This window comes from Streptosporangium sp. NPDC051022, from assembly GCF_040683035.1.
Lineage (GTDB): Bacteria > Actinomycetota > Actinomycetes > Streptosporangiales > Streptosporangiaceae > Streptosporangium.
Genome location: NZ_JBFBCF010000001.1, coordinates 156,857 through 173,402, shown reverse-complemented (window position 1 = coordinate 173,402; position 16,546 = coordinate 156,857). Strand labels below are relative to the sequence as shown.

Annotated in this window: 14 protein-coding genes; 3 read left to right on the top strand and 11 right to left on the bottom strand. The window is 73.4% G+C overall.

Annotated elements, in window-relative coordinates; translation table 11 throughout:
* Nucleotides 1–35 precede the first annotated feature (35 nt).
* Nucleotides 36–821 carry an NAD(P)H-binding protein gene (locus tag AB0N02_RS00800; protein ID WP_363940954.1) on the top strand — a complete coding sequence of 262 codons (786 nt, stop codon included), beginning with the start codon at nucleotides 36–38 and terminating at the stop codon, nucleotides 819–821.
* A 104-nt stretch (nucleotides 822–925) separates the two neighbouring features.
* On the opposite strand, the gene AB0N02_RS00795 is transcribed toward AB0N02_RS00800, so the two are convergent.
* The 6 genes from AB0N02_RS00795 to AB0N02_RS00770 are packed head-to-tail and all read right to left on the bottom strand — an operon-like array spanning nucleotide 926 to nucleotide 6,599.
* Entirely contained in the window at nucleotides 926–2,008 is a 1,083-nt protein-coding gene (locus AB0N02_RS00795; RefSeq protein WP_363940951.1) for an S-(hydroxymethyl)mycothiol dehydrogenase, read from the bottom strand.
* Entirely contained in the window at nucleotides 2,001–3,662 is a 1,662-nt protein-coding gene (locus AB0N02_RS00790) for a tetratricopeptide repeat protein (RefSeq protein ID WP_363940948.1), read from the bottom strand. The genes AB0N02_RS00795 and AB0N02_RS00790 overlap by 8 nt, the downstream gene beginning before the upstream one ends.
* Nucleotides 3,663–3,679: 17 nt before the next feature.
* A complete protein-coding gene (locus AB0N02_RS00785; protein WP_363940946.1) occupies nucleotides 3,680–4,000 on the bottom strand; it encodes an NIPSNAP family protein in 321 nt (106 codons plus the stop codon).
* Nucleotides 3,997–5,085 carry an aromatic ring-hydroxylating dioxygenase subunit alpha gene (locus AB0N02_RS00780; RefSeq protein ID WP_363940943.1) on the bottom strand — a complete coding sequence of 363 codons (1,089 nt, stop codon included), beginning with the start codon at nucleotides 5,083–5,085 and terminating at the stop codon, nucleotides 3,997–3,999. Before AB0N02_RS00780 ends, AB0N02_RS00785 begins: the two co-directional genes overlap by 4 nt.
* A gap of 49 nt (nucleotides 5,086–5,134) precedes the next feature.
* Nucleotides 5,135–5,356 carry a ferredoxin gene (locus tag AB0N02_RS00775; RefSeq protein WP_363940941.1) on the bottom strand — a complete coding sequence of 74 codons (222 nt, stop codon included), beginning with the start codon at nucleotides 5,354–5,356 and terminating at the stop codon, nucleotides 5,135–5,137.
* 31 nt (nucleotides 5,357–5,387) lie between these two features.
* Nucleotides 5,388–6,599, bottom strand: coding sequence for an FAD-dependent oxidoreductase (locus AB0N02_RS00770; RefSeq protein WP_363940939.1), 1,212 nt, complete (start codon nucleotides 6,597–6,599; stop codon nucleotides 5,388–5,390).
* Between the two features lie 162 nt (nucleotides 6,600–6,761).
* Between AB0N02_RS00770 and AB0N02_RS00765 the strand changes: the two genes are divergently transcribed.
* Together AB0N02_RS00765 and AB0N02_RS00760 are read left to right on the top strand one after the other, a co-directional pair.
* Nucleotides 6,762–8,273, top strand: coding sequence for an FdrA family protein (locus AB0N02_RS00765; protein WP_363940937.1), 1,512 nt, complete (start codon nucleotides 6,762–6,764; stop codon nucleotides 8,271–8,273).
* Entirely contained in the window at nucleotides 8,270–9,688 is a 1,419-nt protein-coding gene (locus AB0N02_RS00760; RefSeq protein WP_363940935.1) for a DUF1116 domain-containing protein, read from the top strand. The genes AB0N02_RS00765 and AB0N02_RS00760 overlap by 4 nt, the downstream gene beginning before the upstream one ends.
* 94 nt (nucleotides 9,689–9,782) lie before the next feature.
* On the opposite strand, the gene AB0N02_RS00755 is transcribed toward AB0N02_RS00760, so the two are convergent.
* The 5 genes from AB0N02_RS00755 to AB0N02_RS00735 form a co-directional block, all read right to left on the bottom strand.
* Nucleotides 9,783–10,814 carry an ABC transporter permease gene (locus AB0N02_RS00755; RefSeq protein ID WP_363940933.1) on the bottom strand — a complete coding sequence of 344 codons (1,032 nt, stop codon included), beginning with the start codon at nucleotides 10,812–10,814 and terminating at the stop codon, nucleotides 9,783–9,785.
* Nucleotides 10,777–12,393 carry a sugar ABC transporter ATP-binding protein gene (locus AB0N02_RS00750; protein ID WP_363940931.1) on the bottom strand — a complete coding sequence of 539 codons (1,617 nt, stop codon included), beginning with the start codon at nucleotides 12,391–12,393 and terminating at the stop codon, nucleotides 10,777–10,779. Before AB0N02_RS00750 ends, AB0N02_RS00755 begins: the two co-directional genes overlap by 38 nt.
* A gap of 2 nt (nucleotides 12,394–12,395) precedes the next feature.
* A complete protein-coding gene (locus tag AB0N02_RS00745) occupies nucleotides 12,396–13,556 on the bottom strand; it encodes a sugar ABC transporter substrate-binding protein (protein WP_363940929.1) in 1,161 nt (386 codons plus the stop codon).
* A gap of 509 nt (nucleotides 13,557–14,065) precedes the next feature.
* Nucleotides 14,066–15,721, bottom strand: coding sequence for a carbohydrate-binding protein (locus AB0N02_RS00740; RefSeq protein WP_363940927.1), 1,656 nt, complete (start codon nucleotides 15,719–15,721; stop codon nucleotides 14,066–14,068).
* A 365-nt stretch (nucleotides 15,722–16,086) separates the two neighbouring features.
* Complete coding sequence (locus AB0N02_RS00735; protein WP_363940925.1) at nucleotides 16,087–16,428, bottom strand: cupin domain-containing protein; 342 nt, start codon at nucleotides 16,426–16,428, stop codon at nucleotides 16,087–16,089.
* Nucleotides 16,429–16,546: the final 118 nt, after the last annotated feature.

The window sequence follows — 16,546 nt, the reverse complement described above, 5'->3', positions numbered from 1 at the left end:
TGACGACCCGGCGCGCCGGGCGGCGAGGAGCCGAAATGATCGCTGTGACCGGCGCCGCCGGTAAGACGGGCCGGGCCGTGCTGGACGCCCTGGACGCGGCCGGTCTGCCGGCGCGCCCCGTGGTGCGGCGGCCGTCCGGGCTGCCGGGCGAGGTCGTGGCCGACCTGCTCGACCCGGCCGGGGTACGCGTGGCGCTGCGAGGCTGCGAGGCCGTCTACCACATGGCTCCGAACGTGCATCCCGAGGAGGAGCGCATCGGGCGCACGGTCATCGCCGCGGCCGTGGAGACCGGCGCCCGGCTGGTCTTCCACTCCGTACTGCACCCGCAACTGGAGGCGATGCCGCACCACTGGGCGAAGCTGCGGGTCGAGGAGGCGCTCATCGAGTCTCCGCTGACCTGGACGATCGTGCAGCCCGCCCCGTACCTGCAGAACCTCCTCCCCCGCGATGGGGAGCTGTGCGTGCCCTACCGGCTGGACGCGCCGTTCAGCCTGGTCCACCTGGACGACGTGGCCGAGGTCGCGGCCCGCCTGCTGGCCGATCCCGGTCTCGCCTTCGGCTGCTACGAGCTCGCCGGGCCGGCCACCGTCACCGTGCTGGACGTGGCCCGGGCGCTGGGCGTGCCCGCCCGGCGCACCGATGTGGAGGAGTGGCGCCAGCACGCCGCCGCCGCCGGTCTGGGCGGCTACGCCGTCGACGCGCTGGCCGCGATGTTCGCCCACTACGACCGGCACGGCCTGGTCGGCTCCCCCCGGGTGCTGTCCGGATTGCTCGGCCGCGCACCCCGGGGCCTGTCCGACCACGTGGCCGGCCTGTCCTGACCCGCCGTGCGGCCCGGGACGCGCCCACGCGCCCCGGGCCGCACGGACATCCACCGCACGGACGTCCACCGGTCACCCGGTCGGCGTCCCCCGCCGTCCCCCGGTCACAGGGTCACCACCGAGCGCAGCACCTCACCGCGGCGCATCTTCTCGAACGCCTTCTCCACCTCGTCCAGCGAGATCGTCTCGGAGACGAAGAGCCCCAGGTCCAGGCGGCCGCTCAGGTGCAGGCCGACGAGGGCGGGGAAGTCCCGGCCGGGCAGGCAGTCGCCGTACCAGCTCGACTTCAGCGCACCGCCCCGCCCGAAGACGTCGAGCAGCGGCAGCTCCACGGTGGCCTGCGGGGACGGGACCCCGACCAGGACGACGGTCCCCGCGAGGTCGCGCGCCTGGAACGCCTGCCGGTAGGTCTCCGGGACACCGACCGCGTCGATGACCACGTCGGCGCCGTTGCCGCCGGTCAGCTCGCGGATGGCGGTCACCGGATCGGTCCGGGCGGCGTTCACGGTGTGCGTGGCCCCGAAGTCCCCGGCCCATCCGAGCTTGCGATCGTCCACGTCCACGGCGATGATCCTGGTGGCCCCGGCGAGCCGGGCGCCGGCGACGGCGGCGTCGCCCACCCCGCCGCAGCCGATCACCGCGACGCTGTCGCCGGGGCGTACCCCGCCGGTGTGCATCGCCGCGCCGATGCCGGCCATCACGCCGCAGCCGAGCAGGCAGGCCTCCGTCGCGGAGATCGCGGGGTCGACCTTCGTGCACTGCCCCGCCGCGACCAGCGTCTTCTCCGCGAACGCGCCGATGCCCAGCGCCGGGGACAGCGGGGTGCCGTCGGCCAGGGTCATCCGCTGGGCGGCGTTGCGGGTGGCGAAGCAGTACCAGGGCCGCCCGCGCAGGCAGGCCCGGCATTCGCCGCAGACCGCGCGCCAGTTCAGCACCACGAAGTCGCCCGCCTCCAGGCCGGTCACGCCGGCGCCGACCGCCTCGACGACGCCGGCCGCCTCGTGCCCGAGCAGGAAGGGGAACTCGTCGTTGATGCCGCCCTCGCGGTAGTGCAGGTCGGTGTGGCAGACACCGCACGCCCGCACCCGGACCAGGGCCTCACCCGGCCCCGGGTCGGGGACGTGGACCGTCTCCACCGAGACCGGCGCGCCCTTTCCCCTGGCCACCACACCGCGCACCTCAGTCATGTCCGACCTCTTTCTCCATGGTTCCGTACAGTTCCCGCAGGCCGTCGGCCCACGTCCGGTACGCCGGGGCGTCGGCGCACCCGGCGGCGCGGGCCAGCGCGTCCGCGTACTCCCTCCACCCGCCGGTGGCGGCCTCCCAGCCGGCCCGCAGCAGCCAGTACGGGGCGCGGCCGGTCATGCCGTGCGCGGCGAGCACGTCGAGCACCCGGCCGCAGTCGCCCGCCCGCCCCGCGGCGATGAGGCAGCCGACGGCCTCGGTGGCGAGGTCGAGGTCGCCCGGAAGCATCCGGCACGCCTTGAGGTAGCGGACGGCGGCCTGGTCGGGCCGGCCCAGGGCCGTGTCCAGGAGCGCGAGGTTGCGCACCGCCCAGGCCGTCGGCCGCAGTGCCATCGCCCACTCCCACTCGGAGCGGGCCCGGTCCAGGTCCCCCGCCTCGAAGGCGAACTCGCCGAGCCGCAGGTGGACCCGCCAGTCACCGAGCGGTTCGCCCGTGACCGACCGGCGCAGCGCCGTCTCCCACTCCGGGCCCGCGGCCGTGCCCGGATCCCGCGGGTCGACCCGGTCCCTGACGCCGAGGCCGCCGCCGTCGAGCAGGTGGAGCCAGCGCCGCTCCGCCTCGCCCGCGCCGTCGCGGGGGAAGGCGGCGCCCGGGGGTTCGAGGCGCGGCAGGCCCGCCGCGTCGCGGCGGCGCGCCGCCAGCGCGCCCCAGCCGGATCCCGCGCCGATCCGCTCGGCCACCGGCGTGTCGCGCGCCGCCGCGACGGCCGCGGCGTGGCCGAGCACCGCCCGCGGGTCCAGGCCGGGATCGGCGGTGAAGACCTCCGTCCAGGACCACTCGCCGTCGCGCCGCTCCGGGTGCGGAGTCAGCCTGATCAGCGCGGTCGGCGCGGAGCCGGCCGCCCCGGACGAGGTCACGGTCACCGGCACGGTGCAGGCGAAGCGCAGCCCGGCGGGCCCGAGCGGGACCTGCTCGCCCGCGGGTACCCGGCCCGGCCCCCGGCCCGGCACCCTGCCCAGCACGGTGCCGGGCGGGTCCGCCGGGGCGGGGGCCGCCCACATGTTCGTCGACCAGCCGGGCGGCCGGCCCGCGTCCGCGCGGACCCGGACCAGCGCGACCAGGGCCGCCATCCCGGGGACCGGGGACAGGTCGATCTGGAAGACCGACCCGCCACCCCGTTCGTACTCCCACAGCCGCAGGATCTTCCGGTCCGGCGGGCCGGGCGCCCACCCGCAGAACACGGGCTCCAGGGCGAGCGGGGAGGTCGTGAAGGCCGAGGGGTTCCACTCGACCCCGGCTGCGGTGCCCAGGCCGCGGGCGAACCGGCGGTCGAGCCGTACCCCCGGGTCGCCGGGCAGCAGCTCACGGCCCCGGCTCACGATCGAGGTGATCCGCCCGCCCCGCCCCGGATCCACCGCCACCGACAGCTCCTCGTGGCCGAACCGCACCAGCGTGCCGTGATCGGGAGGCGGGCAGGACCACATCGCGTACGGCAGGGCGGCCGCGTCGCGCTCGGCCGCCGACCGGCCCGGGTGTCCCGGTGGCAGGACGGCCCGCCGGTCGAGCGGGGACAGCCCCGCCGGCGGCCTCGCCCCGGGCACCGGTGCCGTGGGCGTCGTGGACGCCTGGGACGCCTGGGACGCCTGGGACGCCATGGACGCCGAGGACGCCGTCACGACGGGTGCGGCGAGAAGGGCGCTGCGGTCAGGATCCGCATCTCCCGCCTGGTGATCAGGCCGCCGAACTCGGCGGCGAACTCCTGCCAGTCCGGGTCCGCGAGCAGCGCGGCCCGCCGCCGCGCCCGGTCGTTGTGGTCCTGGAAACCCCAGACCTGGATCACCTGGTCGATGTCACCGCCGACGTCCACCGTCCAGAACGCCACCAGATCCCCGAAGTGGCGGCCCAGGACGGCCAGCCCCCGCCGTTCGTAGGCGTCCACCAGCGCCGCGGCCTTGGCCACGCCCATGGTGTAGGTCTGCTCCTCGTAGATCACGACGCCGCGCTCTCCCGGTTGACCTGGGCCAGGCACCGTTTGATCTCCTCGGGCCCCTTCTCGGCGGCGACGGCCAGCTCGCGCAGCCAGCGCCGCCACAGGATCGACGTCTTGTCGGGGAAGACCGAGACCTCCTCCTGGGCGTCGCCGATGAACCGGGGCAGGTGCGAGGCCACGACCGGAAGGTCCTCGCCCAGGACCATGTCCTGCAGTTGCAGGTGCACCTGGTCGGACGAGCCGTCCTCGGTGTGGCAGGTGAACCAGTAACTGCGGCAGTTCTCCGCGTCGATCGGGGTGGCGTGCATGAAGATCTGGGTCGCGAACGTCTCCGACCACTGGAACGACAGCACAACGGTGAAGGGCATCTCCACCGTGTACTTCGCCGGCGGCAGCATCCGCGAGTCCGGCCCGGCGGGCGGCCCGTAGGTGTCGTCACCGGGGTTGTAGGCCAGGAAGGTCTCGGTCAGCCAGTCCAGCCGGCCGTTCTCCTGATCGACCGGGTAGACGGGGAACACGGTGTTGGGCGGCGCCCCGAGGGTCCCCTGGTGGGTGTAGGGGAAGTGGGTGACGTCGATGAAGTTCTCCATCCGCCGGCCGGAGGAGATCGGCCACAGGTACGGCTCGCCGAGGATGCAGCGCTGTTGCGGGTCGTCCCAGGCGGGGAACTCCGGGATCTTCGTGTCGGCCGAGGAGTCCAGGCGGACCCACACCAGGCCGTAGCGCACCTCGCAGTCGTACATGACCAGCCGGGCCCGGGCCGGGATGGGGCGGCCCGGCTCCAGAGAGGGGACCTCCACCCCGGCGCCGGTGGCGTCGTAGCACCAGCCGTGGTAACGGCAGCGAACCTTCTCCTCCTCCACCCAGCCGAGGGAGAGGGCGACGCCGCGGTGCGGGCAGCGGTCCTGGAACGCGACGGTCCTGCCGCCGACCTCGGCCACGGCGATCCGCTCGCCCAGCAGCGTGCTCTGCAGCGGGCCCTTCCCACCGGGCTTCGCGTCACGCAGCTCGTCCAGGGTGCACACGGGGTGCCAGAAGTACTTCCAGGTGTCGGCGGTGGAACCCAGGTCGTACCGGGTCTCGGTCATTGACGTCACTCCTTGGCTGTTCGTCGGTTCGCGGATTGTCGGACCCGGGTCAGAAGAGCTCGATCTCCTCGTCGCCCCGGTACAGGCTGATGCAGAGCGTCGGGCAGCTCTTCGCGGCGCGCAGCAACGTCCCGCCGTCCACCGCCCCGGCGCCCGGCAGCTCGACCGCCACACCGTCGGGGGCGACCGCGAACGCCTCCGGGGCGATCGCGGCGCACATGCCGGAGCCGCAGCAGATGCTCTCGTCGAGCTCGATGCGCAGGTCGCTCATCGGTGCTCCTCCCTGCCGGTGGCACACCGGCCTAGACGTGTTCCGGCGAGAGCGCCGACGCCCAGGGGGCGCGCGCCTCGACCATGCGTTTGAACCGCTGGAAGGTCCTGGGGGTGTTGACGGCCAGGACCCCGGCCAGCCGGTCGCCGTCGCGGCAGAGCGCCACGAAGCGGAACTCGCCCGGGTCCCCCTCGACCACGACGGCCTCGCCGCCGGGCGATCCGGCGAACTGCACGCGCCTGCCGTACTGGTCGGACCAGAAGTACTGCGAGCTGCTGAACGGCCGCGCCGCGGCCGGGCCGGCGAGCAGGTTGCGCGCGGCGTGCGCGGCCTGGTCGGCGGCGGTCGTCCACTGCTGGCCGCGTGTCCTGCGGCCGCTCAGCGCGTTCGGCCAGGACGCCACGTCGCCGACCGCGTACACGGCGGGAGGACCGGCGTTCAGCGTGGCGTCGCAGCCGACCCCGTCGGCGAGGTCCAGCCCGGACCCGGCGAGCCACTCGGTGTTGGGCACCACTCCGGTGCCGAACACGACGACGTCGGCGGGCAGCGAGGTACCGTCCGACAGCAGGACCTCCGCCACCCGACCGGTACCGCGCAGCCCGGTGCCGCGCAGCCCGGTGACGGCCGCCCCGCAGCGCAGGCGCACCCCGGCGGCGGCGTGCATGTCGCCGAGCAGCCTGCCCAGCGGCTCCCCCACCGCCCTGCCCAGCGGTGTCGCCGCGGACTCCAGCACGGTGACGTCCAGTCCCAGGGCCCTGGCGCTGGAGGCGACCTCCGCGCCGATGAACCCGGCGCCGACGACCACCACGCGCGGCCCGGTGAGCAGTTCGGCCCGCAGGGCCAGCGCGTCGTCCAGGGTGCGGACGACGTGCACGCCCGCCGGCCCGTCCGCGACGCCCACGGGGCGGGGACGGGCGCCGGTGGCGATGACGAGGCCGTCGAACCTCAGCGCGCGGCCGCCCGCGTGCAGCACCCGGGCGGCCAGGTCGAGACCGGTCGCCGGGGTGCCCAGGAGCAGCTCGACGCCGGCCGCCCGGAAGAACCCCTCGTCCCGGTACACGGTCGCCGCGGCGTCCAGCTCACCGGTCAGCACCTGCTTGGACAGCGGCGGCCGGTCGTAGGGCAGGTGGTCCTCGGCGGAGACCATGGTGATCCGGCCGTCGAATCCCTCGTTCCTCAGGGTCTCGACCGTCCGGAGCGCCGCGAGGTTTCCACCGGCCACCAGGATGTGGTGCAGGGTCATGATGCCACCGCGTTCGTCGTCGTCCGCCGCAGGCGGGCGTTGCGGATACGACGTCCACGGTCTCCGGTGCGCCGCCCCTCGACATCACCCCAAACGGGTAATCCGCGCCGTTCACCGGGCGACCTATGGTGCCGGGAAGTGTCCGCACAGAAAGGGGGGACCGTGCCGGAAATCGTGGAGACCCATCGCGGCGCCTACCGCGACAGCGTCAGCCTCATGCAGGTCAGCCGGGCCGTCGGCGAGGTGCCGGGGGTCAGCGACGCCCTGGTCGCGATGGCCACCGAACTGAACCTCGACCTGCTGCGCGGCTTGGGGTTCACCGTGCCCGAGGCGGCGACGCCCAACGACATGATCGTGGCCATCCGCGCCGGCGAGGACGCGCTCGGCCCGGCGCGCGAAAGGCTCGCGGCGGCGCTCACCGAGGGCACGCCGACCACCGGGGGAGGAACCGGCGGCGGCCCGGAGGGGCTGGGCGCGCCGCCGGCCCCGCGCACGGTCGGCTCCGCCGCCGCCCGGTCCGGCGCGAACCTGGCGCTGATCTCGACGCCGGGCCGCCACGCGTTCGTGGAGGCGGCCGACGCGCTGGAGCACGGCCTGTCGGTCGTGCTGTTCAGCGACAACATGCCGGTCGAGCAGGAATGCCTGCTCAAGGACATGGCGGCGGCACGCGGGCTGCTGGTCATGGGGCCGGACTGCGGCACCGCCGTGGTCTCCGGGGTGGGGCTGGGTTTCGCCAACGTGGTGCGGCCGGGTCCGGTGGGGATCGTGGCCGCGTCCGGGACCGGCGCGCAGCAGCTGATGTGCCTGCTCGACCATGCGGGCACCGGCGTCAGCCACTGCCTGGGCACCGGCGGCCGGGACCTGTCCGCCGAGGTGGCCGGCCGGTCCACCCGGCAGGCCCTGGCCGCGCTGGACGCCGACCCCGCCACGGAGCTCATCGTGGTGGTGTCCAAGCCTCCGGCACCGCGGGTCGCCCGGGAGATCCGGGAGTACGCGGGCACGCTGTCCACCCCGGTCCGGTTCGCCGTACTCGGACAGGGCCTGGACCTCACGTCCGTGGCGGAGCAGGCGGTACGCGACCTGGGCGGCACCCCGCCGCGGTGGCCGCACTGGGACGCGCCGGACCCGCAACGGCCGCGCCCGGGGGCGCTGCGCGGGCTGTTCTGCGGCGGCACGCTGTGCGACGAGGCCATGCTGATCACCGCGGACCGGCTCGGGCCGATCCGGTCCAACATCCCGCTGCGCCCCGAATGGGCGCTACCCGCGGATCTGTCCGCCCCCGGGCACCTCATGATCGACTTCGGTGACGACCGGCTCACGGCGGGGCGGGCCCACCCGATGATCGACGGGGCGCTGCGGCTGGACCGGATCGCCGCCGAGGCCGCCGACCCCGAGTGCGCGGTCCTGCTCCTCGACCTCGTCCTCGGCCTGTGCGCCCACCCCGACCCCGCGGCGGAGCTCGCCCCCGCCATCGCGTCCGCGCGGGCCACGGCGGCGGCCGGCGGGCGCGACCTGGCGGTGGTGGTGTCCGTGACGGGCAGCACCACCGACCCGCAGGGGCTGGACCGCCAGGCCGCCCGGGTGCGGGAGGCGGGCGCGGCCGTCTTCCTGTCCAACGCCGCCGCGGCGCGGCACGCCGCCGCCCTCATCGAGATCGAGAAGGAGAACGTATGATGTCCGCCACCTCCCTGACCGGCCCGCTCTCCGCCCTGCTCGCCGCCGAGCCCCGGGTGGTGGCCTGCGGCGCCGGCCTATTCGCCGACGAGCTCACCGCCCAGGCGGCGTCCGTCCTGCCGGTGGACTGGCGCCCGCCGGTCGCCGGAACCGAGACCGCCCTGGCCCGGGTCATGGCCGATCCGCGGCGCGCCGCCGCCAACGCCCTGGCCCTGGAGCGGATGCTCGCCTCCACCGCCGAGTTGGTGGACGTGGTCCCGGCGGGCGAGGCACTGGGCCTGGAGCCCGGCACGTTCCTGCACGCCGGGCCGCCCGTCACCTGGGAGCGGGCGTCCGGCCCGCTGCGCGGCGCGCTCATCGGCGCGACGCTCCTGGAGGGCCTGGCCGCGACCCCCGAGGAGGCACAGGCCCTGCTGGCCTCGGGTTCCGTCCGGCTGGAACCGTGCCACCACCGGGGCGCCGTCGGGCCGATGGCCGGGGTCGTCTCGCCGTCGATGTGGCTGTTCACGCTGCGTGACGAGGCCAACGACCGCACCTCGTGGTGCTCCCTCAACGAGGGTCTCGGCAGGGTGCTGCGGTACGGCGCCTACTCCCCCGACGTGCTGGACCGGCTGCGGTGGATGTCCCGGGTGCTGGGCCCGCTCCTGCGCGACGCGGTACGGCGGCGCGGCCCGATCGACGTCAGGGCGATCGTCAGCCAGATGGTGCAGATGGGCGACGAGGGCCACAACCGCAACCGGGCCGGCACCCTCATGCTGCTGCGCGAGCTGGTGCCCGACCTGATCGAGTCCGGCGCGCCCACGGCGGACGTCGCCGAGGTGGTCCGCTTCGTGTCGGGCAACGACCACTTCTTCCTCAACCTGGTCATGCCCGCGGCGAAACTGGCCACCGCGGCCGCGAGCGGCGTGCCCGGCAGCACCCTGGTCACCGTCATGGCCCGCAACGGCACCGACTTCGGGATCCAGGTCTCCGGCACCGGCGACACGTGGTTCACCGCCCCCGCCGAGGTACCGGACGGCCTCTACCTCGGTTCGTACGGCCCGCAGGACGCCAACCCCGACATCGGGGACTCCGCCATCACCGAGACGGTCGGCATCGGCGGGCTGTCCCTGGCGGCGGCCCCGGCGATCGTCCGCTTCATCGGCGGCACGGTGCCCGACGCGCTGCGCACCACCGGGGAGATGTACGAGATCACCGCGGGCGAGAACCCGGCCTACGCCATCCCCATCCTCGACTTCCGCGGCGCCCCCTCCGGGATCGACGTGGCGAAGGTGGTGCGCACCGGGATTCTGCCGCAGATCACCACCGGCATCGCCGGCCGGGTCGCGGGCACCGGGCAGGTCGGCGCCGGACTGGTCAAACCGCCGATGGCCTGCTTCACCGCCGCCGTGCACGCCCTGGCGGCCTCCTGCTGAAACGCCGGCGGCCTCCCACCGGACCGGCCGGTCCGCCCCGTCCCGGCGTGGACGGAGCGGACCGGCCGGTGGTCCCGGGCCGGCGGGCGGCGTCTCAGGTGAACTGCTGCGGCCGCCGTCCGCGCAGGAGCTGCGACAGCGCCACCGCCAGTACCAGCGCACCGCCGTAGAACAGGTCCTGTACGTAGGTCTGCGCGCCGAGCATCTGCAGGCCGGTGATCCCGGTGAGCAGGAAGTAGGCCGCGATGATCGTGCCCCACGGGTTGAACCGCCCCGGCGTGATGCTGGTCGCGCCCAGGAAGGCCGCGGCGAACGCCGGCAGCAGGTACGCCGTCCCGCCCCGCGGGTCCGCCGAACCGGTGGTCCCGGCGTACAGTACCCCGGCGAGGGCCGCGATCACCCCGGCCGCGACCAGGGCGCCGAGCCGGACCCTGGCCACGTTGGTACCGCTGAGCCGCGCGACCTCCCGGCCCGCGCCGACGAACAGCAGCCGCCGCCCCAGCGCGGTGTGGTCGAACACGAACCACAGGACGACCGCCAGCAGCAGCGCGTAGTAGAACTCCAGCGGGATCCCGAACAGCCGGTTGAGCACCACGGCGTCCAGCAGTGCCTGGTCGACCCCGGACACGATCCGGTTGTCGCTGATCATCGAGACCAGGCCGAGGAGCACCTGGCCGACGGCCAGGGTCACGATGAACGAGTTGATCCCGAAGTACAGCACGAAGACGCCGTTGACCAGGCCGACCAGCGCGCCGGTCAGCAGCGCGACGGCGATGGCCGCCGGCAGCGGCCAGCCCTGCTGCCCGTTCAGCACCGCCACCACCATCGTGCTCAGCGTCAGGGTGCCGGCCACGGACAGGTCGAAGTCGCCGCAGCGCAGCGGGATCAGCAGCCCGAAGGCCAGCACCACCAGCACCGCCTGGGATCCCAGGATCGACGACACGTTGTCCATCGTCGCGAACGTGTCCGGCCTCAGCAGGGCGAACACGACGCAGATGGCCGCCCAGGCCAGCGGGAGCGCGGCGGCCTCGGCGCGGGCCGCGGCACGGCGCCCGCGCCGGGGCCGGGACTCGGGGCGCGCCGCCGTCTCAGGCGTCGGTGCGGGTGGGGACGTCGTCTGTGACATCGCTGCGTTCCTCCGTGTCGGTGGGGACGGATCGTGCGGAGGCGCGCCCCCCGTAGGCGTTGAGGCATGCCTCGGTGATCGTTTCCTTGGTGACCTCGGCACCGGCCAGTTCGCGTGCCACCCTGCCGTCGCGCAGGACGAGGACCCGGTTGCAGATGTCCGCCAGTTGCTCCGGATCGGCGCTCGCGCACACGATGCCGGTGCCGCCGCGTGCCGTGTCCGCCAGGATCCCGGTGAGCTGCGCGCGGGCGCCCACGTCGACGCCCTGGGACGGCTCCAGCAGCAGGAGCACCTTCGGGTCGATGCTCAGCCACTTGCCCAGCAGGGTCTTCTGCGCGTTGCCGCCGCTGAGGGTGTCCACCGTCGCCGCGGGGCCGGCGGCCCGTACGCCAAGCCTGCGCATCAGGTCGGCGCCTTCCCCGCGCAGCCGGGCTCCGTCGATCCGCAGCCGGTTCGTGTAGCGGCCGAGCATGAGGTAGGCCATGTTCTCGGCGATGCCGACGGACGGGATGACGCCCTCCCGGTCGCGGTCGCCGGGCACGAACCCGATGCCCCGCCGAATCGCCGACCGCGGCGTGAGCTTCGCCAGGTCGAGGGTCTCCCCGCCGATCGTCAGCGAGCCCCGGGCCGGGATCGCCCCGAACAGCCCCCGCACCACGTCCTCGAAACCCGACCCGACGAGCCCGGTGACGCCGACGATCTCGCCGTGCCGGACCACGAGGTCGAACCTGTCGACCCGTCCGGCGGACAGGCCCCGCACCCCGAGCACGGGCGCCGAGTCCGGTGCCGGGACCGGCGGGCGGGACTCGCGCACCCGCCCGCCCACGATGTGCGCCACCAGGTCGTCCGGGGCGAGGCCGGCGGCGGGCAGTCCCGCGGCCGCCACCCGGGCGTCCCGCAGGACCGTCACCCGGTCGCACAGTTCGAGGACCTCCTCCAGGAAGTGCGACACGAACAGCACGCTGTCGCCCCCGGCCACCACCTGCCGCACCAGCCGGTAGAGCTGGCGTTTGTCGTCCGGCGGCAGGAACGCGGTCGGCTCGTCCAGGACCAGCAGGCCGGGTGCCCCGCCGCCGTCCCGGCGCTGCTCGACGGCGCGGACGATCGCCAGGTTGGCGCGTTCCATCGAGGGCAGCGACTCCACGGTGGCGTAGGGGTCCAGGCTCAGGCCGTACCGGGCGAACGTCTCGGCGGCCCGCTCGGCCGCCCGGCGCAGGGAGAAGCGCCTGACCTGCCCGGTGGACAGTTCCCCGAGCATGAGGTTCTCCGCCACCGAGACCGCGGGGATCAGCCCCAGGTGCTGGTGCACGAAGCGGACGCCGTGGCGGGCCATGCCCGCCTGGGTGGTGGGCAGCGCCACGGCGCGGCCGTTGATCCGCAGGACGGCACCCGGGTCGGGGTGGTGGAAACCGGACAGGATCTTGATGAGGGTCGACTTGCCGGATCCGTTGTGCCCGACCAGGCCGTGCACCTCTGCCCGGTCCACGTCGAGGTCGACGCCGACGAGCGCCCGCGTCCCGCCGAAGGTCTTCGACAGGCCGCGGAAGCTCAGCACGGCGGGGCTGTGCTGTCCGTTCATGATCAGGACAGGCCCCACAGCTTGGTGAACCCCTGCCGGTAGGCGTCACCGTATCCCTGTGAGTCGGTGGGCGGGCTGCCCGCCTGCGCCACGTTGGCCTTCGTCCACACGTACAGCGGCCAGGTCGCCTTGGGGTTGGCGGGCAGTCCCCCGGCCCGGCGCATCATCTGGTCCAGGACGACGTGCGCCATCCAGTCGTTGCTCTGGCCGACGTTCATCTCGATCACGTCGTCCTCCTGCATCATCTTGAGGATCGACGGCGTGCCGTTGTACGTGACGATCTTGACCTTGCCGGCCCGACCGGCCTGCTTGATCGCCTGGGAGGCCCAGATCGACATGGTGTCGTAGATGGGCAGCACGTAGTCCAGCCCGGGGTTGGCCACCAGGGCGGACTGTACCTGCGGCTGGATCTTGCCGGCCCAGTCCGCGCTGGGGATGTCGATGTAGGTGACCCGGCAGTCCGGGCACACCCGGGCGAACTCCTCCTTGAACGCCTTCTCGCCGGCCTCGCTCGCCTTGACGTCGCTGGAGGTGAGCACCAGCACGTCGGCGTCGCCCTTGGTCTTGACCGCCACCCAGTCGGCCATCAGCCGCGCGGCGTCGGCGCACGGGCAGTTCACCGCGAGATCGACCGACGAGGCCGGGGGCTGCGAGGCGTCGTAGGTGTCGGACGCCACGATCGGGATCTTCTTCTCCCGCGCCTGGGCGATCTGGGGCACGACCTGGGTGGGGTCGATGCCGGCGAAGAGGTCGATGACATCGGCTCCGGCGGTGACCGCGGCCTGGATGCCCTGGCCCCACTCGGTGGGCTTGCCCCCGTTCTGCCAGGTCTTGAATTCGAAGCCGACCTGGCTCGCCAGCCGCTCCATCGCCCCCTTGTACATCTGGGTGAAATCGAGCGCCCCGTTGACCGGTACACTGTAGATCAGCTTCTGGTTCATGATCTTCTTGGCGTCGAACGACTCGCCGGGCGGTTCGAACGCCGGGGTGGCGGAGTAGCGTTCGACCTGGGCGCTCGCGTAGGTCAGGTCGGCGGGCCGCTGGGCGGTGCCCTGTGTGGAGTCGGCCTGCGTGGAGTCGGTCTTCTGGGCGCAGCCGGCGAGCAGCAGGGCCGCCGCCGACAGTGCGATGAGGCGCATCGCCGGTGTCCGGGGTTTCATCATCGGGCTCCTGGGGGGTGGACGTGCCGCAGGCGGGGAGACCCGATGAACGTGTGCTCGTCATCGCGGGCCTTCTCCGGCCCCGCCGCCAGGGTGAGGGCTTGGCGACTACGTTTGCCCGGCCGATGTGCCGCCACATCACCCCAAACGGGTGATCCCGCCCTGTCGCGCCGCCGTCTTCCACCGCCCGGGAGGCAGGACGTACGGCTGTCCCGACCTGCCCGGACAGATCGGGCCCCGCTCGCCCTCCCGGCCCGGCGCCCCCGTCCGCCGGGAGACATCACCCGGTCGGGGTGATACCTCCCACCGGGAAGATGTGCCGGAGGGCCGGGCACACCTCGCACGACCTGCCCGGTGTCCCGGATCCGGCGTTCCGGTCCCCCGCCGACGGCCTCGCCCCGCCGATCGGTTGAGTGCGCCCACGGGGGCGAGGGGACGGAGCTTTCCTGCGGTACCCACTGAAAAAACGGGGAGGGGGCGGGTGATGACCCGCCCCCTCCCCTTCACGGCTGTCAGAAGCCCGCGGTGATCTTGGTGAACTCCCACTCGGCCTGCGGCACGCCGCCGCCGTTGGCCCGGTCACGGTTGACCGCCCAGTAGGAGAACCTGGTCAGGCCCTTGGAGATGGCCCAGTCACGGATCTTGGTCCACTGCGCCGGGGTGGTCGTCTCGTTGTTGTCGGACTTGCCGTTCATGCCGGAGATGCCCATGTGCGCGTAGGCCTCGGCGTCGCTCCAGCCGAACGCGCTCTTCAGCGAGCCCTTCAGCCCCTCGGAGGCGTTGACCGTGTCCTGGTACATCTCGGTGCCGCTGAAGTTGAACGGCATGATCGTGTAGTTGTCGATCGGCGCGCCCAGGGCCTTGGCCTGGTTGACCAGCCGGACACCCGCGGCGCTCAGGGCCGTCTTGAACGTCGGGATGGTGACGACGATCTTCACGTTCGGGTTGTTCTGCCGGACGATCTTCAGGCCGTTGAGGATGCGGTCCTGGACGGTGTAGTTCTCGAACTCGTCGGTGTTCTCGATGTCGAAGTCGACCACGGTCGGGCCGTGGGCGGCGATGACCTTCTGCACGGCGCCGGCGAAGGCCTCGGGGGTCGAGCAGTTCGGGCCGAGCTTGTTGCCGCTCCAGCCGCCGAAGGAGATCTCGACGCTGCCGCCCTTGGACTTGATCGTGTTGATCGCCGTGGCGTCGGTGCCGCCGGTCAGCGGACGCTGGCCGTCCCAGGCCGGGTTACAGCCGTTCTGGGCCAGGATGAAGGCCATCGTGAAGGACTTGACGCCGGTCGCGTCCATCACCGTGCCCGGGTTGGGCGGGTTGCCCCAGCCCATGTAGAGGTACGGGGCGCCGGGCAGCCTGGGCGACTGGGGGCAGCCGGAGGTGCTGGCGCTCACGTCGCGGCCCGCCGATTCACCGGTGGAGTTGTAGGCCTTGATCGTGTAGTTGTGCGTCTCACAGGTGCCGAGGCCCGAGATGGTGGCGGTGGTCGCGGTGACCTGCGTCCGCTGCGTGGTGCCCTCGTAGACGCGGTAGCCGGTCACGGTGCCGCTGGAGGCGCCCCAGGTCAGGGTGATGCTGTTGCCGGTCGCGGTCGCCGAGGCCGTACCGGGCTGGCCGGGCGCGCCGTTGCCGCCCTGCGTGGTCCCGGTGACCGGGGAGCTGGCGTCCGAACGGTTGCCGGCGGCGTCACGGGCGCGCACGTTGTAGGTGTAGCTGGTCGAGGCGGCCAGGCCCGAGTCGGTGTAGGTGGTGCCGGTGACGGTGGTTACCAGGGTCGTGCCGCGGTAGACCTCGTAGCCGGTCACACCGACGTTGTCGGTGGAGGCGTCCCAGGCCAGCGAGATGCTGCTGGAGGTGGTGCCGGTGACGCGCAGGTTGCCCGGGACCGAGGGGGGCGTGGGGTCGGAGGGACCGCCCGTGGAGACCTTCCACAGGGCCGGAACCCGGTCGGGCTCCCAGCCGGGCAGGGAGGTGTGGCCCTGCAGGCACTGGTAGTCGACGCCGTTGTAGGTGACCACGGTGCCCGCGGTGTAGGAGGTGTAGGGGGCCCAGGCGGCCGCGACGGCCTGGACGCTCGCCTGCCAGGCGCCGACGTCGGCCAGCGCCGGAGCGCCCACGCCCGTCATGAAGACGGCGAAGAGCGCAAGGATGAGGACACGAAATCTCACGTCACACTTCCAGGGGATGGGGGGTAGGGGGGTGCACATCCGCCGAGCCTGGCCGTGCCGAGATCACGTCGGCACCGCTTGGCCGGCACGTGGAGCAAATAAGGCCGCATTTACGTGAATGCAGGAAACGGCCCCGCTGAGTGTGAAGGAGCAGGTTAACGCCCCTACAACTCCTTTATCATTAGGAAACTTTCCTAATAGATTCGGATTGTAACCTTGCCCTCAGGCACCTGCAAGGGCTCACAGTGCCACGTCCGCCGGGCCCCCTCACCGTCCTGGCGCCCGGGGGAAAGCGCCGGGCCGCGACGACACGCGGCGCCGGGCACCCGTTACCCGGGGTCGCCGGGCGCCCGCCGCCGGGGGTCCTACCGGGGCGAGCGGTCGAGGGCGACGGTGAGCAGCACCACGGCCGCCTCGACCGCCTCGAGGTCGTGCCGGGTCTCGGGCACGATCAGCAGGTCGCCGGCCGAGCCGTCCCACGAGTCGTCACCCGCGCTCAGCCGGACCCGTCCGTGCAGGACGTGCACGGTGGCCTCCCCGGGATTCTCGTGCTCGCCGAGCCGCTGTCCGGCGTCGAGCGCGATCAGCGTCTGACGGAGCGAGTGCTCGTGCCCGCCGTACACGGTGTGCGCGCTGCGCCCGCTCGACGCGGTGCGCGCGAGGTCGAGCTGCTGGGAGACCAGTGCCGTCAACGACAACTTGTTCATCGTGCCCCCTTCGGACGGTGAGAACGGGGCGGCGAACGTCCGGCCGCCCACGCAGACGGTACTTCCCCGCCACGAACCGGTTCAGCCGGTCCGCCCTCGCGGCGTTTCCGGCGGGGCC

Bases quoted from the DNA above. Each gene is read 5' to 3' on its own strand.
- AB0N02_RS00760 (WP_363940935.1), top strand. From the start codon at position 8,270: ATGATGTCCGCCACCTCCCTGACCGGCCCGCTCTCCGCCCTGCTCGCC.
- AB0N02_RS00750 (WP_363940931.1), bottom strand. From the start codon at position 12,393: ATGAACGGACAGCACAGCCCCGCCGTGCTGAGCTTCCGCGGCCTGTCG.
- AB0N02_RS00780 (WP_363940943.1), bottom strand. From the start codon at position 5,085: ATGACCGAGACCCGGTACGACCTGGGTTCCACCGCCGACACCTGGAAG.
- AB0N02_RS00800 (WP_363940954.1), top strand. From the start codon at position 36: ATGATCGCTGTGACCGGCGCCGCCGGTAAGACGGGCCGGGCCGTGCTG.
- AB0N02_RS00770 (WP_363940939.1), bottom strand. From the start codon at position 6,599: ATGACCCTGCACCACATCCTGGTGGCCGGTGGAAACCTCGCGGCGCTC.
- AB0N02_RS00755 (WP_363940933.1), bottom strand. From the start codon at position 10,814: ATGTCACAGACGACGTCCCCACCCGCACCGACGCCTGAGACGGCGGCG.
- AB0N02_RS00790 (WP_363940948.1), bottom strand. From the start codon at position 3,662: ATGGCGTCCCAGGCGTCCCAGGCGTCCCAGGCGTCCACGACGCCCACG.
- AB0N02_RS00735 (WP_363940925.1), bottom strand. From the start codon at position 16,428: ATGAACAAGTTGTCGTTGACGGCACTGGTCTCCCAGCAGCTCGACCTC.
- AB0N02_RS00795 (WP_363940951.1), bottom strand. From the start codon at position 2,008: ATGACTGAGGTGCGCGGTGTGGTGGCCAGGGGAAAGGGCGCGCCGGTC.
- AB0N02_RS00745 (WP_363940929.1), bottom strand. From the start codon at position 13,556: ATGATGAAACCCCGGACACCGGCGATGCGCCTCATCGCACTGTCGGCG.
- AB0N02_RS00775 (WP_363940941.1), bottom strand. From the start codon at position 5,356: ATGAGCGACCTGCGCATCGAGCTCGACGAGAGCATCTGCTGCGGCTCC.